The organism is Cupriavidus basilensis, from assembly GCF_008801925.2.
GTDB classification, from domain to species: domain Bacteria; phylum Pseudomonadota; class Gammaproteobacteria; order Burkholderiales; family Burkholderiaceae; genus Cupriavidus; species Cupriavidus basilensis.
On sequence record NZ_CP062803.1, the window covers coordinates 1370887 to 1395126 of the forward strand.

25 protein-coding genes are annotated in these 24240 nt (G+C 65.3%); 14 read left to right on the forward strand and 11 right to left on the reverse strand.

What is annotated here, in order from left to right; all coding sequences use genetic code 11:
• Positions 1–73: 73 nt before the first annotated feature.
• The 3 genes from F7R26_RS06180 to F7R26_RS06190 all read right to left on the reverse strand — a co-directional run bounded on the left by F7R26_RS06180 (position 74) and on the right by F7R26_RS06190 (position 3265).
• Positions 74–511 (reverse strand): hypothetical protein, encoded by a 438-nt coding sequence (locus F7R26_RS06180; protein WP_193692132.1) that lies wholly within the window; start codon positions 509–511, stop codon positions 74–76.
• 39 nt (positions 512–550) lie between these two features.
• Positions 551–2275, reverse strand: a complete 1725-nt coding sequence (gene recN, locus F7R26_RS06185; protein ID WP_150983816.1) for a DNA repair protein RecN — start codon at positions 2273–2275, stop codon at positions 551–553.
• Positions 2276–2347: 72 nt separating this feature from the next.
• Positions 2348–3265: an NAD kinase gene (locus tag F7R26_RS06190; RefSeq protein ID WP_150983817.1), complete on the reverse strand. Its 918-nt coding sequence runs from the start codon at positions 3263–3265 to the stop codon at positions 2348–2350.
• Between the two features lie 114 nt (positions 3266–3379).
• Here F7R26_RS06190 and hrcA point away from each other — a divergent pair, with 114 nt between their 5' ends.
• The 3 genes from hrcA (at position 3380) to F7R26_RS06205 (ending at position 6074) form a co-directional block, all read left to right on the forward strand.
• Complete coding sequence (gene hrcA / locus F7R26_RS06195; RefSeq protein ID WP_150983818.1) at positions 3380–4417, forward strand: heat-inducible transcriptional repressor HrcA; 1038 nt, start codon at positions 3380–3382, stop codon at positions 4415–4417.
• 112 nt (positions 4418–4529) lie between these two features.
• Positions 4530–5645, forward strand: a complete 1116-nt coding sequence (gene hemH / locus F7R26_RS06200) for a ferrochelatase (RefSeq protein WP_150983819.1) — start codon at positions 4530–4532, stop codon at positions 5643–5645.
• A 33-nt stretch (positions 5646–5678) separates the two neighbouring features.
• Positions 5679–6074, forward strand: coding sequence for an RNA-binding S4 domain-containing protein (locus F7R26_RS06205; RefSeq protein WP_150983820.1), 396 nt, complete (start codon positions 5679–5681; stop codon positions 6072–6074).
• Positions 6075–6115: 41 nt separating this feature from the next.
• On the opposite strand, the gene F7R26_RS06210 is transcribed toward F7R26_RS06205, so the two are convergent.
• Positions 6116–6271 carry a hypothetical protein gene (locus F7R26_RS06210; protein WP_006160162.1) on the reverse strand — a complete coding sequence of 52 codons (156 nt, stop codon included), beginning with the start codon at positions 6269–6271 and terminating at the stop codon, positions 6116–6118.
• 274 nt (positions 6272–6545) lie between these two features.
• On the opposite strand from F7R26_RS06210, the gene grpE reads away from it, so the two are divergent.
• Together grpE and F7R26_RS06220 are read left to right on the forward strand one after the other, a co-directional pair.
• Positions 6546–7103 (forward strand): nucleotide exchange factor GrpE, encoded by a 558-nt coding sequence (gene grpE / locus F7R26_RS06215; protein WP_150983821.1) that lies wholly within the window; start codon positions 6546–6548, stop codon positions 7101–7103.
• Between the two features lie 89 nt (positions 7104–7192).
• Positions 7193–7633 (forward strand): thioredoxin family protein, encoded by a 441-nt coding sequence (locus F7R26_RS06220; RefSeq protein WP_150983822.1) that lies wholly within the window; start codon positions 7193–7195, stop codon positions 7631–7633.
• 14 nt (positions 7634–7647) lie between these two features.
• Here the strand turns inward: F7R26_RS06220 and F7R26_RS06225 are convergent, their stop codons facing one another.
• A complete protein-coding gene (locus F7R26_RS06225) occupies positions 7648–8937 on the reverse strand; it encodes a phospholipase A (RefSeq protein WP_150983823.1) in 1290 nt (429 codons plus the stop codon).
• A gap of 144 nt (positions 8938–9081) precedes the next feature.
• Complete coding sequence (locus F7R26_RS06230; RefSeq protein WP_150983824.1) at positions 9082–9513, reverse strand: DUF1841 family protein; 432 nt, start codon at positions 9511–9513, stop codon at positions 9082–9084.
• A 144-nt stretch (positions 9514–9657) separates the two neighbouring features.
• On the opposite strand from F7R26_RS06230, the gene F7R26_RS06235 reads away from it, so the two are divergent.
• Positions 9658–10602 (forward strand): DMT family transporter, encoded by a 945-nt coding sequence (locus F7R26_RS06235; RefSeq protein ID WP_150983825.1) that lies wholly within the window; start codon positions 9658–9660, stop codon positions 10600–10602.
• Between the two features lie 84 nt (positions 10603–10686).
• Complete coding sequence (locus tag F7R26_RS06240) at positions 10687–11274, forward strand: malonic semialdehyde reductase (protein ID WP_150983826.1); 588 nt, start codon at positions 10687–10689, stop codon at positions 11272–11274.
• 72 nt (positions 11275–11346) lie between these two features.
• Here F7R26_RS06240 and nth read toward each other — a convergent pair whose 3' ends face one another.
• On the reverse strand, positions 11347–11991 hold the full coding sequence (gene nth, locus F7R26_RS06245; RefSeq protein ID WP_150983827.1) for an endonuclease III: 645 nt from the start codon (positions 11989–11991) through the stop codon (positions 11347–11349).
• Complete coding sequence (gene rsxB, locus F7R26_RS06250; protein WP_150983828.1) at positions 11988–12812, reverse strand: electron transport complex subunit RsxB; 825 nt, start codon at positions 12810–12812, stop codon at positions 11988–11990. Before rsxB ends, nth begins: the two co-directional genes overlap by 4 nt.
• 189 nt (positions 12813–13001) lie before the next feature.
• On the opposite strand from rsxB, the gene F7R26_RS06255 reads away from it, so the two are divergent.
• Positions 13002–13637 (forward strand): TetR/AcrR family transcriptional regulator, encoded by a 636-nt coding sequence (locus F7R26_RS06255; protein WP_043344870.1) that lies wholly within the window; start codon positions 13002–13004, stop codon positions 13635–13637.
• 82 nt (positions 13638–13719) lie between these two features.
• On the opposite strand, the gene F7R26_RS06260 is transcribed toward F7R26_RS06255, so the two are convergent.
• Together F7R26_RS06260 and F7R26_RS06265 are read right to left on the reverse strand one after the other, a co-directional pair.
• Positions 13720–14961, reverse strand: a complete 1242-nt coding sequence (locus F7R26_RS06260; RefSeq protein WP_150983829.1) for a polyhydroxyalkanoate depolymerase — start codon at positions 14959–14961, stop codon at positions 13720–13722.
• 274 nt (positions 14962–15235) lie between these two features.
• The gene (locus F7R26_RS06265; protein WP_043344875.1) at positions 15236–16432 is read right to left on the reverse strand and encodes an amino acid aminotransferase; all 1197 of its coding nucleotides are present in this window, start codon (positions 16430–16432) and stop codon (positions 15236–15238) included.
• A gap of 157 nt (positions 16433–16589) precedes the next feature.
• Between F7R26_RS06265 and uvrB the strand changes: the two genes are divergently transcribed.
• Positions 16590–18692: an excinuclease ABC subunit UvrB gene (gene uvrB, locus F7R26_RS06270; RefSeq protein WP_150983830.1), complete on the forward strand. Its 2103-nt coding sequence runs from the start codon at positions 16590–16592 to the stop codon at positions 18690–18692.
• 97 nt (positions 18693–18789) lie between these two features.
• On the forward strand, positions 18790–19089 hold the full coding sequence (locus F7R26_RS06275) for a putative quinol monooxygenase (protein ID WP_150983831.1): 300 nt from the start codon (positions 18790–18792) through the stop codon (positions 19087–19089).
• A gap of 13 nt (positions 19090–19102) precedes the next feature.
• On the opposite strand, the gene F7R26_RS06280 is transcribed toward F7R26_RS06275, so the two are convergent.
• The gene (locus F7R26_RS06280; RefSeq protein ID WP_150983832.1) at positions 19103–19444 is read right to left on the reverse strand and encodes a hypothetical protein; all 342 of its coding nucleotides are present in this window, start codon (positions 19442–19444) and stop codon (positions 19103–19105) included.
• 214 nt (positions 19445–19658) lie between these two features.
• On the opposite strand from F7R26_RS06280, the gene F7R26_RS06285 reads away from it, so the two are divergent.
• The 4 genes from F7R26_RS06285 to F7R26_RS06300 all read left to right on the forward strand — a co-directional run bounded on the left by F7R26_RS06285 (position 19659) and on the right by F7R26_RS06300 (position 24210).
• Positions 19659–20150 (forward strand): low molecular weight protein-tyrosine-phosphatase, encoded by a 492-nt coding sequence (locus F7R26_RS06285; protein ID WP_150983833.1) that lies wholly within the window; start codon positions 19659–19661, stop codon positions 20148–20150.
• A 48-nt stretch (positions 20151–20198) separates the two neighbouring features.
• Complete coding sequence (locus tag F7R26_RS06290; protein WP_150983834.1) at positions 20199–22289, forward strand: site-specific recombinase; 2091 nt, start codon at positions 20199–20201, stop codon at positions 22287–22289.
• 80 nt (positions 22290–22369) lie between these two features.
• Entirely contained in the window at positions 22370–22924 is a 555-nt protein-coding gene (gene iscR, locus F7R26_RS06295; protein WP_150983835.1) for a Fe-S cluster assembly transcriptional regulator IscR, read from the forward strand.
• A gap of 62 nt (positions 22925–22986) precedes the next feature.
• Positions 22987–24210 (forward strand): IscS subfamily cysteine desulfurase, encoded by a 1224-nt coding sequence (locus F7R26_RS06300; RefSeq protein ID WP_276288603.1) that lies wholly within the window; start codon positions 22987–22989, stop codon positions 24208–24210.
• Positions 24211–24240 lie beyond the last annotated feature (30 nt).

The following is a 24240-nucleotide window of genomic DNA, read 5'->3' on the forward strand; positions in this document are numbered from 1 at the left end:
TTCAGCTTTCAGCTTTCAGCCTTCAACGTCCGAGCCATGCATTCCGACGACAGGAATCGGGCCGCTGCCAGATTCAGCTCGCCGGCATGTCGCGGCCGACGGGCTGGGTGCGGTTCGGCTTTAGCACGCGGTCAGGTTCGGCCAGCTCGATGCGCGGGGTGCCGCGCAGCGTGGCAAGCGCCTGGTCGATCGTGGCATCGGCCGACGCGGAGATCGCGGTGACCAGCCACACGCCGCCCGACATGGGCCGCTTGACAACGAAGCGGATCGGCCCGGCAATCGAGGCCAGCAAGCGATCGGCGTCTTCGGACACGGTGACGGGCGGCGCGGAGAACCGCACCATGATATCGCCTACGGCGCGATCGGCGCTGATGCTGTTGGGCGGTGGCGCAGACGGGCGCTGTTGCGCCTGGCAGGCGGTCAGGGCCAGCAAGGCCAGAAGCCCGCAGGCGGCGGTGATCCGCAGCGGGCGAGCCAGTGAGCGGGAGTGCGGCTGTTTGCCGAGTGACATGGGAAACTCCTGATTGGTTACGGGCCAGGGTGCAGGCTGTCAGCCTGCGCTGCGCCGCGAGCGGCGCGCCTCCCGGGCCGTGCCGGTGGTGCCGCGCAGGCCTTGCGCGAGCATCTCCTCGGCGTGTTGCACTGTGGTGGGCGTCACGGTGGTCCCGCCCAGCATGCGTGCGGTTTCGACCACGCGGCCGGCGGGGTCGAGGGCGCGGATGCGCGAGCGGGTGACCGAGCCCGTGCCGTCGCGCTGGCTGGTCTCCTTGCTGACCAGCAGGTGGGCGCCGGCCTGGGCGGCCACCTGCGGCAGGTGGGTCACGCACAACACCTGGCGGGCGCGGCCGAGTTCCTGCAGGCGGCGGCCCACCACCTCGGCCACCGCGCCGCCGATGCCGGTGTCGACTTCGTCGAAGATCAGGGTGGGGGTGGGCGCGGCCTCGCTGGTAATGACGGAAATCGCCAGGCTGATCCGGGCCAGCTCGCCGCCCGACGCCACTTTGGCCAAGGGGCGCGCGCTGACGCCGGCATGGCCTGCCACCAGGAATTCGACTTGTTCCAGGCCGTGGCTCTGCCCTTCGTCGAGCGGGTGCAGCGCCACCGCGAAACTGCCGCCCGCCATGGACAGGCCCTGCATGGCATCCGTCACGGCGGCCGACAGGCTTTCGGCCGCCACCTTGCGGGCAGCGCCGAGGTGCTGGGCGATGGTGAGGTAGGCGGCACGGGCCGCGGCTTCGCGCGCCATCGCCTTGTTCAGGTCCTGGGCAGACTGGAGATCGTCCAGTTGCTGGCGGCGCGCCATCAGTTCGTCCGGCAGTTGCTCGGGCGGCATCCGGTACTTGCGCGCGGTGGTGTGCAGCGCCTGCATGCGTGCCTCCACCACCTGCAAGCGTTCAGGGTCCAGGTCGATGCGGTCGACGTAGCGGTTGAGCGAGTGCGCGGCCTCCTCGACCTGGACCAGCGCCGGGTCCAGCGCCGCCAGTACGTCGCCCAGCGCGGGGTCGACGTCAGCCATCTGCCGCAGGCGCTGCACCACGCTGTTCAGCCCGGACAGCACCGAGCCATCGGCCTCGGACAACGCCTCGAGCGCGGCGCGGCTGCCCTCGATCAGCCCGGCGGCGTGCGACAGCCGGTTGTACTCGGCCTGGATGTCTTCCCATTCGCCCGGTTGCGGCGCCAGCTTCTCGAGCTCGCCGACCTGCCATTCGAGCCGCTCGCGTTCCAGCTGCATCTCGCGCGAGCGGTGCTCGACGGTTTCGCGCTGGCGCACGCACGCGCGCCACGAGCGCCAGGCTTCGGCCACCGCGCCGGCCTGCGCGGTAAGCCCGGCATGGGCATCGAGCAGCAGGCGCTGGGCGTCCGGGCGCAGCAGCAGCTGATGGGCATGCTGGCCGTGGATATCGACCAGGCGGTCGCCAATGTCGCGCAGCTGGCCCAGCGTGGCGGCTGCGCCATTGATGAAAGCCTTGCCGCGCCCGCTGGCGTCGACCGTGCGGCGCAGCAGTACCGTGCCTTCGTCGCCGGTGAGCTCGTGTTCGGCCAGCCAGGCGTCGAGCCCGGCCGGGGTGGAAAAGGTGGCGCTGATGCTGGCCCGGGCGGCGCCTTCGCGGACCACGCCGGCGTCGGCGCGCTCACCCAGCACCAGCGCCAGCGCGTCGATCAGGATCGACTTGCCGGCGCCGGTCTCGCCGGTGAAGACGGTGAAGCCCGGGGAGAAGTCGAGGTCGAGGGTATCGACAATGACGAAATCGCGGATGGACAGGCTGCGCAGCATCGTGGTCGACGGGTCGGGGCTGGGTGATGTCAGGAGGCGGATCTGGGCCGGATCGGTGCGGGCCGGGGCGGATCAGAGCCGGTTGTCTTCGCTTGGGTACTCATGCCAGTGCAGCTTCTTGCGCAGCGTGGCGTAATAGTTGTAGCCGATCGGGTGCAGCAGGTTGACGGTCTTGGCCGAGCGCCGCACCACGATGCGGTCGCCGGGCAAGAGCGAGGTCAGCGACTGCATGTCGAAGTTCACGCTGGCGTCACGCGCCGTGGCGACCTCGATCGACACTTCGGCGTCGTGCGGCAGGACGATCGGGCGGTTGGACAGCGCATGCGGGGCAATCGGCACCAGCACCAGGCCCGACAGGGTCGGGTGCAGGATCGGGCCGCCCGCCGACAGCGCATAGGCGGTCGAGCCGGTCGGCGTGGAGACGATCAGGCCATCGGAGCGCTGGTTGTACATGAAGTGGCCGTCCACCGACACGGCCAGCTCGACCATGCCCGAAATGCCGGAACGGTTGACCACGACGTCGTTGAAGGCCAGCGCGGAGAAGATCACGCCATCGTCGCGCACCACCTGGGACTCCAGCAGCATGCGGGTCTCGGACTCGTAGCGGCCCGCCAGCATGTCGGGCAGCACCGAATGCACGTCCTGCAACGGGATGTCGGTCATAAAGCCAAGGCGCCCGTGGTTCACGCCGATCAGCGGCACCGGGTAGCCGGCCAGCTGGCGCGCCAGGCCCAGCAGGGTGCCGTCGCCGCCGAGCACCACCGCCACATCGGCATGCTTGCCGATCTCGTCTGGCGCCAGTGCCGGATAGTCGGTCAGCCCGGTGGCCAGGGCCGTGTCTCGCTCGAACACCACATCCTGGCCGTTCCTGAGGATACAGGCGGCCAGCTCTTCCAGCGGACCCTCGATGCCGGCTGTGGCGTACCTGCCGATCAAGGCGACGGTGCGAAATGGGGCGCGCGCGGCGCCGGACTTGGGGAGCGAAGACATGCCGGGATTAGACCATACCGCCGTGACCATTGTCAGCAGGAGGGCGCTCGGCAGCGGGCCGGATCGCCGATGAGCCGCCCGAATGGTGAAAACTTGCGTAAAATCAGGAGCATCATGGATGAACGTGCGAAAACGCTTCTCAAAACCCTCATCGAGCGCTATATCGCCGAGGGGCAGCCCGTGGGCTCACGGACCTTGTCGAAGTACTCGGGTCTCGACCTGTCTCCGGCCACCATCCGCAATGTGATGTCCGACCTGGAGGAAATGGGGTTCATTGCCAGCCCGCATACCTCGGCCGGGCGTATCCCCACGCCGCGCGGCTACCGGCTGTTCGTGGACACCATGCTGACCGCCCAGCCGCTGGATGGCGCGCTCAACCTGGCCGAGCTGACCGGCAAGATCCGGGGCCAGCTGCACGGCCAGCAACTCGGGCCGCAGCGGATGATCACGTCGGCGGCGCACACCCTGTCCAACCTGTCGCAGTTCGCCGGCGTGGTGATGACCCCAAGGCGCGCCCAGGCGTTCCGGCAGGTCGAGTTCATGCGGCTTTCGGACAAGCGCATCCTGCTGATCATCGTCACCCCCGAGGGCGACGTGCAGAACCGCATCATCCAGACCGAGCTGCCGTATTCCCCGTCGCAGCTGGTCGAAGCGGCCAATTTCATCAATTCGCACTTTGCCGGCATGAGCTTCGATAATGTGCGCGACCACCTGCGCGGCGAGCTGCAGGCGCTGCGCATGGATATGTCGCAGCTGATGCAGGCCGCGGTGGAGGCGGGAAGCAGTGCCATGGCCGAGGGGGAAGACGACCACGTCTTCATCTCGGGCGAGCGCAAGCTGCTGGAGGTGGAAGACCTGTCCTCCAGCATGGAAAAGCTGCGCCGCCTGTTCGACGTGTTCGAGCACAAGACCGGCCTGCTCAAGCTGCTCGATGTCTCCAGCCATGCCCAGGGCGTGCAGATCTTCATCGGCGGCGAGAGCAAGCTGGTGCCGCTCGAAGACATGGCGGTCATTACCGCGCCCTACGAAGTCGACGGCCAGATCGTCGGCACGCTCGGGGTGATCGGGCCGACCCGCATGGCCTACGAGCGGGTGATCCCGATCGTCGACATCACCGCGCGCTTGTTATCCAGCGCGCTCAGCCAGAACTAGTGTTGGCCCGGCCCGGTCTCACAAACTGCCTGTTCCCCTCATCCTGTAAGCTCGGCGAGACCTGGCGGCCGCGCGCCCTGTGCCCGCGCCGCCCCGCCACACCGGAAATTACATGACGCTCACCCCTGAACCGGCCTACCAGCATGGCCAGGCGCCGCGCACGGCCATCCTGCTGATCAACCTTGGCACCCCGGATGCGCCGACGCCGAAGGCGGTCGGCAGCTACCTCAAGCAGTTCCTGTCCGACCCGCGCGTCGTGGAGATCCCACGTGCGGCGTGGCTGCCGCTGCTTTACGGCATCATCGTGCCGCTGCGCTCGCGCGCCTCGGCGATGAAGTATGAGTCGATCTGGCTGCGGGAGGCGCATATGACCGGTTCCCCGCTGCTGGTGCACACCGAACGCCAGGCTCACGCCTTGCAACTGCTCCTGAACCAGCAGGGCCATGAGGTGACGGTGGCGTGTGCCATGCGGTACGGCAATCCCTCGATCGGCTCGGTGCTGGAAGCGCTGCGCCGCCAGGGGACCGAGCGCATCCTGCTGCTGCCGCTGTATCCGCAATACTCCGGGACCACCACGGCGACGGGCTTCGACGAGGTGTTCCGGGTACTCAAGCAGTGGCGAAACCAGCCGGAGTTGCGGCTGGTCAAGCATTTCCACGACCATCCGGCCTATATTGCCGCCTTGCACCAGCAGGTGGGGGCATACTGGGCGCAGCATGGCACGCCGGAATTCGCGCGGGGCGACAAGCTGATCCTGTCGTTTCACGGCGTGCCGCGCCGCACGCTGGAGCTAGGCGATCCCTATCATTGCGAGTGCCTCAAGACCGGGCGCCTGCTGGGCGAGGCACTGGGCCTGCAGCCCGGGCAGTACCAGGTCACCTTTCAGTCGCGCTTTGGCAAGGCGGAATGGCTGCAGCCCTATACTGCGCCCACCTTGCAGGAGCTCGGCAAGGTCGGCACCGGCCGGGTAGACGTGTTTTGCCCGGGTTTTCCGGCTGATTGCCTGGAGACGCTGGAAGAGATCGCCATGGAAGGGCGCTCCGGGTTCCACGTGGCTGGCGGCAAGGTGTTCCACTACATTCCTTGCCTCAACGATGCGGAAAGCTGGATTGCCGGGCTGGCGGAGATCGGCTTGCAGCACTTGCAGGGCTGGCCGCTGCGGCTGCCGCATCCGCATGAGCTGGAGGCCCGCCGCACGCATGCGCAGACGCGCGGCGCCGCAGCATGAGCGCGGCGCTGCCCAACGGATGGAGGTGACGAGATGAGCGTATCTTTCGAGGTCGATGCCCGCCTGCGCATCGACAAATGGCTGTGGTGCGCGCGCTTCTTCAAGACTCGCTCGCTGGCTGCCGAGGCGGTGGACCGTGGCAAGGTGCAGGTCAACGGCCAGGCGTGCAAGAATTCGCGCGAGGTCAAGCCGGGCGACACCGTCGTCCTGGAGGCGCACCAGCAACGCTGGGAAGTCGTGGTGAAGGGGATTGCGGGGTTACGCGGCCCGGCCACGGTAGCCCAGACGCTTTATGCGGAAACCGAGGCCAGCGAGGCGCGCCGGCGGCAGGATGCCGAGAACCGGCGGCTTAACGTGGAGCCCGCATCGCAACTGCAGGGGCGCCCGACCAAGCGCGATCGCCGCCAGATCGACGGTGTCAGGGGGTGAGGCGCACGGCGATCCAGGCTGTACGGACTCACCCGGCTGGGTCAGCGAACGTAGGGAATGATGTAGTGTTTGAATACCGCCTTGCCACTGCCGTATTCGGTGTCTCGCGGCGTGAAGGCGCCGGAGAGGCAGATGAAGACTGTCATCACCGATAATGCGGCGAGAAGGAAGACCGTCAGAACAGGCAGCTTATGCATGGCTAACCTTTCGAGAGTGGCCCCACTTGAGTTGCATCTTCGACCCCGTTATTTTTGTCATTTTTATACGGTTTCATCTTAGGGGGTGCGCTGCAGCAAAGCAATATGACCCCTATTTCCGTAGACCCCGCTTTGTAACCTTGTGTTTCAGTGCACCGTCGCGGTGCGCTCTTGAAAATCCGGGGGCCTGCCACCAACTGCAGGCTACATTTGCCGATTGACCACCCGGCGGCCTGCACCAGGCAGGCCGCGCCTTTGTTTGATACGGATCGACATGGAAGAACAGAAGCAGACGCCATCCACCACGCCGCCGCTCACGCCCGCCAGCGAGGAGCTGAACACCGCCCCGGCCGGCCAGGCCGATAACGCCGCCACCGTGGACGTGGCGGCCCAGTTGGCCGCGCTTGAAGCCAAGGCCAAGGAGAACTACGACATGTTCCTGCGGGCTACTGCGGAAGGCGAGAACATCCGCCGCCGCGCCCAGGAAGATGTCGCCAAGGCCCATAAATTCGCCATCGAGACCTTTGCCGACTACCTGCTGCCCGTGATGGACAGCCTGCAGGCGGCACTGGCCGACGGATCGGGCGATATCGCCAAGCTGCGCGAAGGGGTCGAACTGACCGCCCGCCAGCTCGTCAGCGCCTTTGAGAAGGGCAAGATCGTCGAGCTGAACCCGGTTGGCGAAAAGTTCGACCCGCACCGCCACCAGGCCATTTCGATGGTGCCGGCGCCGCAGGAACCCAACACCGTGGTCACGGTGCTGCAGCGCGGCTACACCATCGCCGATCGCGTGCTGCGCCCGGCGCTGGTCACGGTGGCCGCGCCCAAGTAAGCGCCACCGCTTTGCGGTCCGTCCGGCGGGCTGGCACAAGCAACGCCCGGTGCCGCTGGCCCGGGCGTTTTTCATTGCTGGAGACTTCTATGTCCTCAAAGCCAGACAATGCCGCCACGCCTGACACCACCGTGGATCCGGCGGCGCACCTCGACCATCGTGCCTTCGACGCCTTCGGCATGCGCGAGGTGGACGGCGCCGGCATCGATGCCGCTATCGCCGCCGCGGGCGATGCACTGGTCTGCGTGTTTTTCTGGGGCGTAGACTGCTTCAATTGCGAGATGGCCAAGAAAGCCATGCTGGCCAATCCAGACCCGGTGCGGGCACTGGAGTTGCACTGGCTGCACGCCAACGTCTATGCGCACCCGGATATGGGCAAGCGATTCGGCCTGCACGGCATTCCGGTCTTCATGTTCTTCCACAAGGGCAAGAAGCTGGGGCGGGCCACCGGCTGGCATGGGCAGGGCCAGTTTGCCGCGGCGGTGGCCAACGCGCGGCTGAAGGCTAGTGGCAAGCCGCTGGCTGGTTAGGCGCGCAAAGCGCGTCAGCGTGACAGCGCATATCCCAGCCGGAATTGCCAAGGCAGCTTGCGGTTGTAATCCAGCAAGCTCTCGCCATAGCCGATGAAATAGCCTGCCATCAGGTAACCCGCCGTGCCGGGGATCAGTCTGGCCAGCGGATACGTCACCGATGCGTCGACACTGCCGTAGTACTTCTGCGTGCCTTTGCGCAGGGTGGTGGCGAACTCCCATGAGTCCGGCTTGCCGTAGGCCAGCTTCAGGTCCATGTAGCCGCGATAGCTGGCAATGTCCGAGTTGTCGTTCTTCTCGACGTAGTAGTACAGCTTGGGCGACACACTCCAGTGCCAGTTGCTCATGTCCCCCAGGTAAAACGTGGGTTTGACGAACACCGTATTGATGCTGCGCGACTGGGCACCATCGCGGCCATTCGATTCATGCTCCAGGCCAGCCGCGAGCGAAAGCCGGCTGATCACGCGGTTCTGCACGCCGGTATCCGACAGGTAATAGAACAGGCTAGGGCGATAGTTGGTGTCGCGGAAGGGCCGTGAGTCGCTCGACAGATCCCACAGGGAGAACTGCGTGTAGCCGAAGTACAGGTTCTCAAGCAAGCCGTGCGAAGCCGGATTCTCGCCTTGGTAGATGCGGAACTTGAAGCTGAACTGGAACTTGGCGTTGGCCCCGCCATGCGCTCCGACCAGGAAGTACATCGGGTCGTTGAAGGTCAGCCGCCCCTGGTCACGCAGGTCTGCCGGGACGGGCGACGCCTGGCTGGCGGCTGCCACGGGAATGACGGGCACAACCGGCGCTGCAGGGGTGCTTCCTTCGGCGCTTGTGGCGGGTGCCGGGTTTGCCGCGACCTGGGCCGATGGCGGATCGTCGGCGCGCGGCGCGCGGTTGAGCGTGACCAGCACAGGCGCGGCGTCGATGTCCACGGGATCGAGTCGGATCACGCCGCGCAGGTTGGGCGGCAATGGCGCACTGTACTCGACGGTGCGGTGCTCGCCCTTGCGCAGCTTGATCGTCGAGGGGCCCGCAGTGGCGCGCTGCATGCTGAGCCTGACAGGGGCCTGCAGATCGGCCGAAGCCGTGACGTCGATCGCCTGGGGGACCAGGAAGCTGCGGCTCGCGCCGTCAGCGCTCAGCAACAAGGTCAAGGTCAGGGGCTTGGTGCCGTCGACCACCTTCGGCGGCTGCAGCAACGCCACGGCGGCGTGGCTGGATAGCGGCCCGGCGGCCACCAGGGCGAGTGCGAGCAGGAGCGCAGGGGGCATGGCCGTGGCGCGGCAGATCTCGGGCTTGAGCGTGCTGAGCATGGGAGGTGGCAGCGCATCCTCGTGAAGAGGGATGCGCACGCGGCAGGAGATTGTGACGCGGCACAGCCTATCACGTGCTTATCACGCCATGCGCCAGAACTTTGTGATGATTTGTACCCAGCCAGGTAGGGGCTGGCGCGTCACCTAGCGGGTGGCGCGGCGCTGGATCGCAGCAATGTATTGCTCGCCATCCGGCGGCATGCCGGTGCGTTGCGCCTGCCAGAGCATTTCGCCGAGGCATTCCATGACCTGATGCTGCGCTTCGTGCGGTGAGTCCAGGCGCTGCGCGAGGGATTCGTAGGCGCGGCGGATGCCGGGAGGCTGGTCGATGGAAACCTGCTCGGAAATCGACAGGTGCATGGCCAGGTGCAGGAAGGGATTGGTCTGGCCACCTTCAGGCGTGTAGTCCTGAGTCAGCGCGCCCTCCGTGTCGGTGAGCAGGCTGTGATACTCGGGATGCTCGCCGATCCAGTCGACGGCAATGACTTCGAGGGGGGTGAGGACGCTGCCTGCGCGTTGCTTCTGCCAGGCTTCGCAGAAAAAACGGCGGACTTCTTCGCGGGAGGGATTGAACATGATGGCGCTATTGTAAACGAGCTCTTCCACCGCTGCAGCGCAGCGCAAACCGGCCTCGCTGCGAGCTGACCGAATCGGCTTGCCAGCCACTAAAATGCGGCGTTGCCCGGCGTCGCCGGGTCCATTTCCTGCCAGCGCGCCACCATGTCCGCTCCCCGTTCTTCCGCCGCCCGTGTCCGGCAGCCCCTGCGCCATGCCCGCGAGCAGCTCGCGGGCGTGTTGCTGATCGCCTTGTCGGCCAGCGCCTTTGGCGCCATGGCGATCTTCGCGCGCTTTGCTTACGACGCGGGCACCGATGTCTACGGCCTGCTGGCTGTGCGTTTCGTGCTGGCCGCGGGCGCGCTGGCGCTGGCGATGCGCCTGCGCGGCGTCGGCCTGCCGGGCTGGCGCAAGGTGCTGGCGCTGGCCGCCATGGGCGGCGTCGGCTATGTTGGCCAGTCTTTCTGCTTTTTCACCGCGCTCAATCATGCCCAGGCCAGCCTGGTGGCCTTGCTGCTTTACCTGTATCCGCTCTTTGTTACCATCCTCGCCGCCGTTTTCCTCAAGGAACGGCTCGGCACCGCGTCCGTGATCGCGCTCGTGCTGTGCTCGGTAGGGGCGGGGCTAACGGTCGGTGGTGGCCAGGGCTCGGCGCTGGGCATCGGGCTTGGCCTGGCCTCGGCCGCGATCTACTCGGTCTACATCATCGTGGGCGCGCGCGTGACGGCGGGTGTCAATCCTCTGGCCACCACCACCGTGGTATGCAGTGCGGCCGCATTGGTCTATGTCGTGGCGGGGGTGTTGCGCACGGGCGCTGGCGTGCCGCCGCAATTCCCGCAGGGCGCCGCTGGCTGGCTGGCGCTGCTGGCGATCGCGCTGCTGTCCACGGTCCTGGCGATCCTAACCTTCTTCGCCGGCTTGCAACGGCTTGGCGCGGCGCGGGCTTCGATGTTGTCCACCCTGGAGCCGGTGGTGACGGTGGTGTTGGCGGCACTTTTGCTCGGGGAGCATGTCGGGATGACGCAGGCGCTGGGCGGCGGCTTGATCCTGGCGGGCGTGCTTTGGCTGACCAGCAAGGGTTCCGGCGCGCAGGATGTGCAACAGAATTGAACCCCTTGCTCAAATCGCTTGCGTGGCGAGGCGCGGCGTCTTAGATACAATCCGGTTCTCACTTTTTGTTCAGGAACCGACCGCATGAAACCGATCGATCAGGTTGCAATCGCCCAGCTGTTTACCGAAGCGCGTACGCACAACGTGTGGCAAGACCGGCAAGTGGACGATGCCGTGCTGCACCAGATCTACGACGCGATGAAGTTTGGCCCGACGGCTGCCAACGGTTCGCCGGCCCGCATCGTGTTCGTCAAGAGCGCAGCGGAAAAGGCTCGCCTGGTCGAGTGCGTGTCAGCAGGCAACGTCGAGAAGACCCGCTCGGCACCGGTCACTGCCATCGTCGCATTCGACAACGCCTTCCACGACCAGCTGCCCAAGCTGTTCCCGCACGCCGATGCGCGTTCGTGGTACGCCGGCCAGCCGGAAAAGATCGCCCGCGACGCGCTGATGAACAGCTCGCTGCAAGGTGGCTATTTCATCCTGGCCGCCCGGGCCCTCGGCCTGGATTGCGGCCCGATGGGCGGTTTCGATGCTGGCAAGGTGAATGCCGCCTTCTTCGCCAATGGCAAGTGGTCGGTCAATTTCCTCGTGAACCTGGGCTATGGCGAGGCCGACAAACTGTTCCCGCGCAGCCCGCGCCTGTCGTTCGACGAAGCCTGCCGCATCGTCTGAGCGCAAGCGCTGCCAGATAGTTAAAGACCCGCCTCGCGCGGGTCTTTTTTTGCCTGTCCGTTGCGCTTGCGCTCAGATGCGTGGCGCCTCGGTCTTCTCGCGGTATTCGCACAGCGGCTCGATTGCGCAGTGCCAGCACTCGGGCTTGCGCGCCTTGCAGACATAGCGCCCATGCAGGATCAGCCAGTGGTGCGCATCATGCATGAACTCCTGCGGCACGGCCTTGAGCAGCTTCTGCTCCACCACTTGCACGTTCTTGCCGGGCGCCAGGCCGGTGCGGTTGGCTACCCGGAAGATATGCGTGTCGACGGCAATGGTGGCCTCGCCGAACGCGGTATTCAGTACCACGTTGGCCGTCTTGCGGCCCACGCCCGGCAGGGCCTCCAGCGCGGCCCGGTCGCGCGGCACCTGCCCGCCGTGCTGCTCGACCAGGATGCGGCAGGTCGCTATGACATGCTTGGCCTTGGTCTTGTACAGGCCGATGGTCTTGATGTACTCGATCAGCCCGTCCTCGCCCAGCGCCAGCATCTGCTCCGGGCTGTGCGCCACGGGGTAGAGCTTGCGCGTGGCCTTGTTCACGCCCACGTCAGTGGCCTGCGCGGACAGCAGCACGGCAATCAGCAGCTCGAACGGCGAGCTGTATTCCAGCTCGGTGACCGGGGTCGGGTTGACTTCGCGCAGTGTCTCGAACAAGGCGCGGCACTTGGCAGCGTTCATGAGTCCTTGGGGGCTGGGTTGGCGCCAGGCGTGGCATCCGGATCGGCCTGGCCTGGTGTGGCGGTGAGGCCGGCCCTGGCGCGGCGAGCCTCGGCGGCGTCGATCTGTGCCTGCACGGCAGGCGAGACGTTCTCGGTATTGCGCGGCTGTACCGCTTGTTGCTTCAGGCGCGCCCGCTCGATGGCGGCCTGGATGATGGCCTGCTTGCGTGCCTGCGCCACCCGTTCCTCTTCACTTTGCGGGGCTTCGGCTTGCAGCGCCTGCAGTTTGGCGGCGGCCTTGGCCGCCAAGCGCGCATCGTTCTCCTCGCGCTCGCGCACGAGCCGCGAGCGGCGGGCGAGGTAGCGCGCGCGGGCCTGGTCCGCTTGCGCCTGCGACCAGGCGGCCCAGCCGGTGCGCTGTGCGGTGACGGGAACCATGGCAATGCAGTCGACGGGGCAGGGGGCCACGCAGAGGTCGCAACCCGTGCACCAGTCCGCCAGCACGGTATGCATCTGCTTGGGCGCGCCAACGATGGCGTCGACCGGGCAAGCCTGGATGCACAGCGTGCAGCCGATGCACAGCGCTTCGTCGATCACCGCCACCGCGCGCGCCTGCTCCGCGCCCCGCTCCGGGTCCAGCGGCTGCGGCGGCGTGCCCAGCAGTGCTGACAGGCGGCGAATGCCCTCTTCTCCGCCCGGCGGGCAGCGATTGCTGGCTGCTTCGCCCGTTGCCATGGCTTCGGCATAGGGACGGCAGCCGTCGAAGCCGCACTTGGTGCATTGGGTCTGTGGCAGCAGGGCTTCGAGGCGATCGGCGAGGGTCTGGGAAATGGCGGTCACGACAGCTTTTGGGGTTTGCGGGTACGGCGCGGATGCCGTTCTCTTTTTTCCTGGCCGGAACGGGCACGCGGCAGGGATTATCCCCGATTTCGCCGCAGTGCAGAAACGCGCGATGATGCGCCCTTTGCCGGGCCACTGCGCGCAAGTTGCCCTGTGCCATAATCCGCGCAACGATTCACCAGCCGTCGCATGCGAAACGAAACCAGAACCAAGCGGGACCCCGAGGGAACACGCCGCCGCATCCTTGATGCGGCCACCGAAGAATTTGCCAAGGGTGGCCTGGCAGGGGCACGCGTCGACCAGATCGCGCGCCGCGCCGAAACCAACGAGCGCATGCTGTATTACTACTATGGCAGCAAGGAGGGCCTGTTCCTGGCCGTCCTTGAAAAACAATATGCGGAGTTTCGCGCCGCCGAGGAGCAGTTGCACATCGTCGAGGAGGATCCCGTTGCGGCGGTCCGCACGCTGGCTCGCTTTGTCTGGGACTGGTATTACCGCAATCCCGAGTTCATCCGCCTTGTCAACAGCGAGAACCTGCACGAGGCGCGCCACCTGAAGAAGTCCACCCAGCTGCACCAGTTGATCAACCCGGTGGTTAACGTGCTCGCGGATATCGTCAAGCGGGGCCAGCGCCAGGGGGTGTTCCGCGACAACGTCGATGTCTCGCAGCTATACCTGACGATCTCCGCGCTTGGCTACTACGTGCTGTCCAACCGTTACACCATCAGCGCGGTGATCGGGCGCGACGTGGCGGCGCAGGATGAGCACGAGCGCTTTGCCGAGTTGCACACCGATATGCTGCTGGCTTACCTGGAGCGCCGCTGAGGCAGCTTGCGGCCCCATAAAAAAACGCCCGCAGCTTGCGGGCGTTTTTTATGGGTGCGGCGTGCCGCTTAAGCGCCGTGGCTCAACGATGCTTGAGCACGAATTCGCGCAGCTCCGGGTAAATCTCCTGGCGCCAGCGGCGGCCGGAGAAGATCCCGTAGTGGCCGCACTTGGCCGCGGTGATGTGTTGCTTGCGCGTTTTGGGAATACCCGCGCAGAGCTCATGCGCCGCTGCGGTCTGGCCGGCGCCCGAGATATCGTCCAGTTCGCCCTCGATCGTCAGTAGCGCGGTGCCCTTGATGTCCTGCGGGCGCACCGGCTGGCCATCGATCTCCCAGGTGCCGTTGGCAAGCCGGAATTCCTGGAACACTTCGCGGATGGTGTCGAGGTAGTACTCGGCGTCCATGTCGAGCACGGCGTTGTACTCGTCGTAGAAGCGCACGTGGGCTTCCGCGTCGTCGGCATCGCCCTCGACCAGGTTCAGGTAGTAATCGTAGTGCGAGGACAGGTGGCGGTCGGGGTTCATCGCCACGAAGCCGGCGTGCTGCAGGAAGCCCGGATACACCTTGCGGCCATGGCCCGGGTAATTCGCCGGTACCGTATAGATCACATTGTTCTCGAACCACTCGAACGACTTGTTGGTCGCGAGCGAATTCACGGCCGTCGGGCTGCGCCGTGCGTCGATCGGGCCACCCATCATGGTCATGGTCTTTGGCGTCTTCTCGCCGGCGGATGCCAGCAGGGAGATGGCTGCGAGCACCGGGACCGTAGGCTGGCACACGGAGATCACATGCAGGTTCTCAGCGCCGATATGGCGGATGAAGTCCTGGATGTAGTGGATGTAGTCCGCCAGGCGGAAACGGCCTTCCTCGATCGGGACCATGCGGGCATCGATCCAGTCGGTCACGTAGACCTTGTGGTCCTGCAGCAAGGTCCTCACGGTATCGCGCAGCAGGGTGGCATGGTGGCCCGACAGGGGGGCGCATACCAGCACCACCGGCTCATCCTTGAGCAGCTTGATGGTCTCCGGATCGTCGGCATAGCGCTTGAAGCGCACCAGCTTGCAGAAGGGCTTTTCGATGATCGTCTGTTCGACGATCGGGATGTCCCGGCCGTTGGAGCGTACCGATTTGATATCGAATTCGGGTTTTTCGTATTCCTTGCCGAGTCGGTACAGCAACTCGTAGCCGGCGGCCAGTCGCGTGGCGCCGGGCACCAGGGACATCGGGCTCAGGGGATTGGTGAAGGTCTTGGCCGTAGCCTGCGCCCATGCGGTAAGCGGGTGCAGCATCGAGCGCTGGAATTCATGCAGCTGGTAAAGCATGACGTGGTCCCTATCAGGCTGGGGGCGAAGCTGGAATTCAACGCCTGGACAATACAAATACAACAAACACAGTTGCTAATGTGTTACCGATTATGCTCGTAATCGAACGATCGTGCGATGCAGCATATACCCTAAGGTACGCTCGCATCGGAAAAAGACAATAGGACAAACACTGTACTTCTCGATGACAAATGCAAAAGAACGTGAAAAATTGTCACGAGACACGAAAAAGGCGACCGAAGTCGCCTTTTTGTGCACTTTTACGTGTTTTGCGTTACAGCACGGCGGCGATGGCGTTGACCACCGCGTCGATGTTGCGGCTGTTCAGCGCGGCCACGCAGATGCGGCCGGTGCCCACGGCGTAGATGCCGTGCTCGTTACGCAGCACATCGACCTGGGCCGAGTTCAGGCCCGAGTACGAGAACATGCCGCGCTGGGACTTGACGAAGGAGAAGTCACCCGGCACGCCCTTTGCGGCCAGCTTGTCCACCAGCGCATGGCGCATCAGCTTGATGCGGTCGCGCATCTCGCCCAGTTCCTGCTCCCACATGGCGCGCAGCTCCGGGCTGTTCAGCACGGTGGCGACCACGGTGCCGCCGTGGGTCGGCGGGTTGGAGTAGTTGGTGCGGATGACGCGCTTGACCTGGGACATCACGCGCTGGGCTTCTTCCTTGCCCGTGGTGACGATCGACAGCGCGCCCACGCGCTCGCCGTACAGCGAGAAACTCTTCGAGAACGAGCTCGACACGAAGAACGGCAGGCCGGATTCGGCGAACAGGCGCACGGCGGCGCCGTCCGGCTCGATGCCTTCCGCGAAGCCCTGGTAGGCCATGTCGAGGAACGGGATCAGGTTGCGTTCCTTGATCAGTTCCACGACCTGCTTCCACTGCTCGGCCGACAGGTCAACGCCCGTCGGGTTGTGGCAGCAGGCGTGCAGCACCACGATGGTGTTGGCGGCGTACGACTTGAGCGACTCCACCATGCCGGCGAAATTCAGGCCGTGGCTGGCAGCATCGTAGTAGGCGTAGTTGATCACGGGGAAACCGGCCGCCTCGAACAGGGCGCGGTGGTTTTCCCAGCTCGGGTCGCTGATGGCGACCTTGGCGTCCGGGTACAGGCGCTTGAGGAAGTCGGCGCCGATCTTCAGCGCGCCGGTGCCGCCGAGTGCCTGGGCGGTCACAACGCGGCCTTCGGTGATCAGCGGCGATTCCTTGCCGAACAGCAGGGTCTGCACGGCCTGGTCATAGGCGGCGATGCCTTCGATCGGCAGGTAGCCACGCGGGGTGGCGGTGGTCAGGCGGGCCTTCTCGGCTTCCTGCACGGCGCGCAGCAGAGGGATTTTCCCTTCGTCGGTGAAGTACACGCCAACACCCAGATTGACCTTGGTGGCACGGGTATCGGCATTGAAGGCTTCATTCAGGCCCAGGATCGGGTCGCGCGGGGCCATCTCGACGGCAGAAAACAAACTCATTTGGGATCTCGTGGTCAGCTATGTAACAAAACGGGAAGGCGTAGAATGCTCCGGACTGCGCTCGGGAGTGCGGGCGACCCCCATCTTGATACCTGGCCGCCAACCCCAAGATTCTAGCGTATCTGCCCGTTTTCCTGAGGTTTTCCCCTACCAGCCTATGTCGAATCTCGTTGAAGTCGCGCCCGCGCTGGATGAAGAGAAGTTCGCGACCTTTCCCGGCTCGCCGTTCCAGCTTTACCAGCCCTATCTGCCGGCGGGCGATCAGCCCGAGGCGATCCGCCAGCTGGTCGAGGGCGTGGAGGACGGCCTGTCTTACCAGACCCTGCTGGGGGTGACCGGTTCGGGCAAGACCTTCACCATGGCCAACGTGATTGCCCGCCTGGGCCGTCCGGCCATCGTGTTCGCGCCCAACAAGACGCTGGCCGCGCAGCTGTATTCCGAGTTCCGCGAGTTCTTCCCGCGCAATGCCGTGGAGTACTTCGTCAGCTATTACGACTACTACCAGCCCGAAGCGTACGTGCCGCAGCGCGACCTGTTCATCGAGAAGGATTCCTCGATCAACGAGCATATCGAGCAGATGCGGCTGTCGGCCACCAAGAGCCTGCTGGAGCGGCGCGACACCATCATCGTGGCCAGCGTCTCGGCCATCTACGGTATCGGCAATCCGTCCGAGTACCACAAGATGATCCTGACGCTGCGCACCGGCGACAAGATCAGCCAGCGCGATGTGATCGCGCGCCTGATCGCCATGCAATACACCCGCAACGAGACCGATTTCCAGCGCGGCACCTTCCGCGTGCGCGGCGATACGCTGGATATCTTCCCGGCCGAGCATGCCGAGCTGGCGGTGCGCGTCGACATGTTCGACGACGAGATCGATTCGCTGCAGTTCTTCGACCCGCTCACCGGGCGGGTGCGGCAGAAGATCCCGCGCTTCACGGTCTATCCGTCGAGCCACTACGTGACCCCGCGCGAGACCGTGCTGCGGGCGATCGAAGACATCAAGGTAGAGCTGCGCGAGCGCCTGGACTTCTTCTATAAGGAGAACAAGCTGGTGGAGGCGCAGCGGCTGGAGCAGCGCTCCCGCTTCGACCTGGAAATGCTCTCCGAGCTCGGCTTCTGCAAGGGCATCGAGAATTACTCGCGCCACCTGTCGGGCGCCAAGCCGGGCGATCCGCCGCCCACGCTGGTCGACTACCTGCCGCAGGACGCGTTGATGTTCCTGGACGAGTCGCACGTGCTGATGGGGCAGTTCAATGGCATGTACAACGGCGACAAGGCGCGCAAGACGACCTTGGTCGACTATGGCTTCCGGCTGCCGTCCGCTTTGGACAACCGCCCCCTCAAGTTCTCGGAGTTCGAGGGCAAGATGCGGCAGGTGATGTTTGTCTCCGCCACGCCGTCCAACTACGAGAACGAGCATGCGGGCCAAGTGGTGGAGCAGGTGGTGCGGCCCACCGGCCTGGTCGATCCGATCATCCACGTGCGTCCCGCGACCACGCAGGTTGACGACTTGCTGTCAGAGATCCACCAGAAGGTCTCCGTCGGCGAGCGCGTGCTGGTGACCACGCTGACCAAGCGCATGTCCGAGCAGCTCACGGAGTTCCTGACCGAGAACGGCGTCAAGGTGCGTTACCTGCACTCGGACATCGATACGGTGGAGCGTGTGGAGATCATTCGCGACCTCCGCCTGGGTACCTTCGACGTGCTGGTCGGCATCAATCTGCTGCGCGAGGGCCTGGATATTCCGGAAGTCTCGCTGGTGGCAATTCTGGATGCCGACAAGGAAGGCTTTCTGCGCGCCGAGCGTTCGCTGATCCAGACCATCGGCCGCGCGGCCCGTAACGTCAACGGCACCGCCATCCTGTACGCGGACCGGATGACCGATTCGATGAAGCGGGCGATCGGCGAGACGGAGCGCCGCCGCGCCAAGCAGATCGCGTTCAATGAAGCCAATGGGATCGTGCCGCGCGGCGTGGTCAAGCGCATCAAGGACATCATCGACGGGGTCTACGACCCGGGTGAGGTCAAGGCCGAGCTGCTGGCCGCGGAGGAGCGCGCCAAGTACGAGGACATGAGCGAGAAGCAGGTTGCGAAGGAGATCAAGCGGCTGGAGAAGCAGATGTTCGAGCACGCCAAGAATCTCGAGTTCGAGAAGGCCGGGCAGGTGCGCGATCAGCTGGCCAAGCTCAAGCGCCAGATCTTTGGCGCCAGCGGCGATGGGGAGCACCTGCCGCCGCCTGCCGCGGCCGCGTCCTGAGGGTGTGGGCGCTGCCTCGGCACGCCTGCGGGATGCGGGCGCGTAGCCTGGCTACCGCCTATAGTTGGAGTTCCTGACAGTGGTGAGGAGATGGTCCATGGTCAAGTTCGCTCTGTGGGTTCCGCTGCATGCGAAGCCCGGCAAGGAAAAGGAAGTCGAAGAGTTCCTGCTCGCCGGCTTGCCGCTGGTGCAGGCCGAAGCCGGCACCACGGCATGGTTTGCGCTGCGGCTCGGGCCATCCATGTTCGGCATCTTCGATGCGTTTCCCGATGAGGCGGGGCGCAACGCCCATCTCTCCGGCAAGGTGGCCGAGGCCTTGATGGCCAAGGCGCCAGACCTGTTCGCCAAGCCGCCTTCCATCGAAAAGCTGGATGTGCTGGCGGCCAAGCTGCCCTGAGCCGATTTGCCTGCTAGCCCTTCGGAGGCAGCGAGCGCAAACGCTCGTTGACCTCCAGCAAGGTGTCGCACTGGTCGGCGCTGGCGGCCTCGCGCTCGTTGATGAAGTCCACGATGGCGCGCAGCGGTTCGCGTTGCGCGGCGCATGCGTTGGCCGGCGCCGGTGTCGAAGCAGGGGCGGGGGCCGGGACAGCGCAGGTGGCATCGATTTCTTTCTCCAGGCTACGCCGGACCACGGTGAGCAGGCTTTCGCAGCCTGCGCCGGAGGCGGCGTCCGCGGACGGTTCGGCGGCGTCGGCCAGGCTTGCGCAAAGCAGAAGAGGCGCCAGGAGGAGTGGGCTGAGGCGGAGGTTCACCGCGCGATTATGCGGTGGGTGGCACCTTTGCGGCTTTTTTTTTTGCCAGGCGGCGACAACCGGCGTGCTGGCGCACGCGTGAGCGCGGCGCTGCGGGCAGGGCTGTAGAATCCGGCTTCGTTGTGGCAGCCGCGCCCGGTGCGCTGGCTGCAAGGCCATCGCGCGTGCCGCGTTTTGTCGTCTTGCTTTCGGCGCTGGATAGCGCCACACCCCTATGAAGAAATACGCCATTCTGATGTGTTGCATGGGCAATATTTGCCGTTCTCCGACCGCGGAGGGCGTGCTGCGCGCCAAGCTGGAGGCAGTCGGCCTGGCAGATCTGGTCGAGCTGGATTCCGCCGGCACGCATGGCTATCACATCGGGCGCGCGCCGGATGCGCGCTCCCAGCGTCATGCGCTGGCCCGTGGCTATGACCTGTCCGCGCAACGCGCGCGCCAGGCCACTGTGCAGGATTTCGCCCGTTTCGACCTGCTGCTGGCCATGGACCAGGACAACCTCGCGGCGCTGCGCGCCATCTGTCCGCCTGGCAGCCAGGACAAGCTGCGCCTGCTGATGAGTTTCGCCAGCCGGCACGCCGCGGACGAAGTGCCGGACCCCTACTACGGAGAGGGTGATGGTTTCGAGCGCGTGCTCGACTATGTTGAGGACGCCTGCGATGGCGTGATCGCCATGCTGCATGCCAAGGGCTTTGGCGGCGTCACCTGATCGCGCTCGCCCGTCCTTGCAGCCTTTCCATTATTTTCACGAGAATTCATGTTTCGTTCCCTGTTCCGCAAATGGCGCGAGTCGCGCAATGCCAGCCTGCAACTCGACGCAATCCTGGCGGCAGCGGACCCGGAGGCGCCGCTGGCGGACCGTAACGGCTGGCTGATCGAGCTGGGCTACTGGATCCGGCGCGACGGGCTGCCAGGCGCCGAAGGCGTGGCGGCCGACAAGAGCCGCCGGGAGCACGTGCGGCTGCGCTACCTGCTGCAGGTGCTTGGCCGCAATCCGGAAGTGGCGGGGCGCTTTGCCCACATGGTGCGTTCCATCGTGCGCGATAACGATCCGGTCACGTTGCTCTGCGACACCGGCGTGGCTTCCCACCCGGGCTTCTGGAGCGAGGTGCTGAACCGGCTGCAGGCGCGGTTCCTGCCGCCGCCGCCCAACCTTAGCGATATGGCGGGCCTGTTCGCGCTGCTGTTTATCGATGACAACGATGCCGACTGGGTCGAGGCGCTCGATGGCGACCTGCTCGAGCGGCTGGCTGCCGTGCTGCGCACCGACGACCCGCAGGCGCCGGATGACGCTGCCGCGCCGCCCGAATGGGATCGTTTCGACCGCACGCTGGCCACCAGCATCCAGGTGCTGGTCAGCCAGGTGCGTGCTACCGGGCTGAGTCAGGCGATTCGCTCGCGCCTCAAGGGCAAGGTGCAGGACACGCCGTTTTTCCGCCTGGACAGCGCCGTGCAAGCCCTGTGCGAAGAGGAGGAAGCGCCGCGTGGCGACGAGGCTTTTGCGCACCGGCTCAACTATTTCCGCGCGCTGCTCGATGGCTGCCACCAGGCGGCTCAGCGCGTGTACGACGACCTGGAGGAGAACGGCGTCTCGGTGGAGGTGGTGTTCCAGATCGAGCGCATGAAGGTCCGGCTCGCGCGCATCGAGCTGTTGCTGGCCACCTGGGTCGAGCCGCAGCGGCGTGGCCGGCATGCCCACCTGATCGCGGCGCTGATCCGCTCCACCCAGGCGCGGCGCAGCATCGGGCACCTGGCGGGCACTTCGTTTTCGCAACTGGCGCGCAAGGTGGTCGAGCGCTCGGCCGAGACCGGCGAGCACTACATCACGCGCGATCGCCGCGAGTATCGCGAGCTGATGCAGGCCGCTGCCGGCGGCGGCTTGATCACCGTCGGCACGGTCTATCTCAAGTTCCTGATCTATGGGCTGCACCTGGACAAGTTCATCGAGGGCCTGCTGGCCTCGCTCAACTATGCGGGCAGCTTCCTGGTGATCCACTTCGCGCATTTCACGCTGGCCACCAAGCAGCCGGCGATGACCGGCCCGGCGCTGGCGCACCGGCTCGATGCGGTCGGCAAGCCGGAGGGGCGGGAGATCTTCGTTGATGACACCATCGCCATGATCCGCTCAAACGCCGCGGCGATTTTCGGCAACCTGGCGGTGGTGTTCCCGGTGGCGATGGGCGTCCAGTGGCTCGCCAACCGCCTCCTGGGCGCCAACCTGATCACACCCGCCAAGGCGATTGCCACCATCGAGTCGTTTTCCATTCTTGGCCCCACGCCGATCTACGCGATCTTCACGGGGGTACTCTTGTGGCTGTCCAGCCTCGTGGCGGGCTGGGCCGACAACTGGTTCGCGCTGCACAAGGTGCATGACGTAATGGCGTACAACCGCCGCCTGCGCTATGTGCTGGGCGCGCAGGGCGCCACGCGGATGGCGGACTTCTGGAAACGCAATATGTCGGGGATCGCTGCCAATGTGTCGCTGGGGCTGCTGCTCGGGCTGGGACCGGAGATCCTCAGCTTCTTCGGCCCCCACATGGAAGTGCGGCACGTCACATTGTCGACCGGCTCGGTGGGCGCCGCGATCGGCGTGCTGGGCTTTGCCGTGCTGAAGATGCCCTCGTTCTGGCTGGCGGTGGCGGGCATTGCGCTGATGGGGCTGCTGAACGTCGCGGTGAGCTTCGCGCTGGCCTTCAATATGGCGTTGCGCTCGCGCAGCCTGCGCCGGGTGGATCGCCGGGCGCTGAGTTCAGCCGTGCGGCGGCGCATACTGAAACACCCCTGGTCGCTGATCGTGCCGCCGCGCGCGCCCGTTGGCGCGGCCTCGGCGGAGCAGGGGCAGGTTTGATGCGATGCGGCAGGGGTACTTGACTGAATTAGTCGACTTCTTTTATACTTGACCAAAATGATCAAGTACTCCCCAGCATCATGAGACTGACGACCAAAGGCCGCTTCGCGGTAACCGCCATGATTGACCTGGCCATGCGCCAGGATCAGGGCCCCGTTACGCTAGCGGGCATCAGCCAGCGCCAGAAAATATCCCTCTCTTACCTCGAGCAGCTCTTCGGTAAGCTGCGCCGCCACGAGATCGTGGAAAGCGTGCGCGGCCCGGGCGGCGGCTACAGTCTTGCCCGCAAGGCGGAAAACGTGACGGTCGCCGACATCATCATCGCGGTCGATGAGCCGCTCGACGCCACGCAATGCGGCGGAAAGGGTAATTGTAACGGAGATGAGGGAACCGGTCGCTGCATGACCCACGAACTGTGGGCCACGCTGAACCAGAAAATGGTCGAGTATCTCGATTCCGTCTCCCTGAAGAACCTGGTCGACCAGCAGCGCGCCAAATGTCCCGCGGTGTTGCACGACATGCGCGAGGAGTCTGCTGCGCAAACCGTGGCCGCGCCGATCGGCAAGGCGGACAAGCAGGAAAAGCCCGCGCGTGCGCGGGTGGTGAATTCGGTTTTCAGCCTGGCTCAGTCGTAAGACGGGCAGCCGGCAAGAGAACAGAGAGCAACGTCAAGCATAGCGGTCCCTAAAAGGCAGTCATAACGATGAGCACCCCACATTTCCCCATCTACATGGATTACTCAGCCACCACGCCGGTAGACCCGCGCGTGGCGGACAAGATGATTCCGTACTTGCGTGAACAGTTCGGCAACCCGGCTTCGCGCAGCCACGCCTACGGCTGGGATGCCGAGCGCGCGGTGGAAGAAGCGCGTGAGCAGGTGGCGGCACTGGTGGGCGCCGATCCGCGCGAGATTGTGTGGACATCGGGCGCAACCGAGTCCAACAACCTCGCCATCAAGGGCGCGGCCAATTTCTATTCGGGCAAGGGCAAGCACCTGATCACGGTGAAGACCGAGCACAAGGCTGTGCTCGACACCACTCGTGAGCTGGAGCGCCAGGGCTTCGAGGTGACCTACCTCGACGTGCAGGAAAACGGCCTGGTCGACATCGAAGTGCTCAAGGCGGCGATCCGCCCTGACACGATCCTGGTGTCGGTGATGCTGGTCAACAACGAGATCGGGGTGATCCAGGACGTGGCGCAGATCGGCGAGATCTGCCGCGCCAAGGGCATCATCTTCCATTGCGACGCGGCCCAGGCCACCGGCAAGGTGGCGATCGACCTGAACACGCTGAAGTGCGACCTGATGTCGTTCTCGGCACACAAGACCTACGGCCCGAAGGGCGTGGGCGCGCTGTACGTACGCCGCAAGCCGCGCGTGCGCCTGGAAGCGCAGATGCACGGCGGCGGTCACGAGCGCGGCATGCGTTCGGGCACGCTGGCCACGCATCAGATCGTGGGCATGGGCGAAGCCTTCCGCATCGCCCGTGAGGAAATGGCCACGGAAAACGAACGTATCCGCATGTTGCGCGATCGCCTGTGGCGTGGCCTGTCGGGCATGGAAGAGGTCTACCTGAACGGCGACCTGGAACAACGCGTGCCGCATAACCTCAATGTCAGCTTCAACTTCGTCGAAGGCGAATCGCTGATCATGGCGATCAAGGACGTGGCGGTGTCGTCGGGCTCGGCTTGCACCTCGGCGTCGCTGGAGCCTTCGTACGTGCTGCGCGCCCTGGGCCGCAACGACGAACTCGCGCACAGTTCCATCCGCTTCACGGTGGGCCGTTTCACCACCGAGGAAGAAGTCGATTACACCGTGGAACTGCTCAAGAGCAAGATCGCCAAGCTGCGCGATTTGTCGCCGCTGTGGGAAATGTTCAAGGACGGTGTGGACCTGAATTCCATCCAGTGGGCTGCGCACTAAGCACCAGGCGCCAAGACCCACGCAAGACCC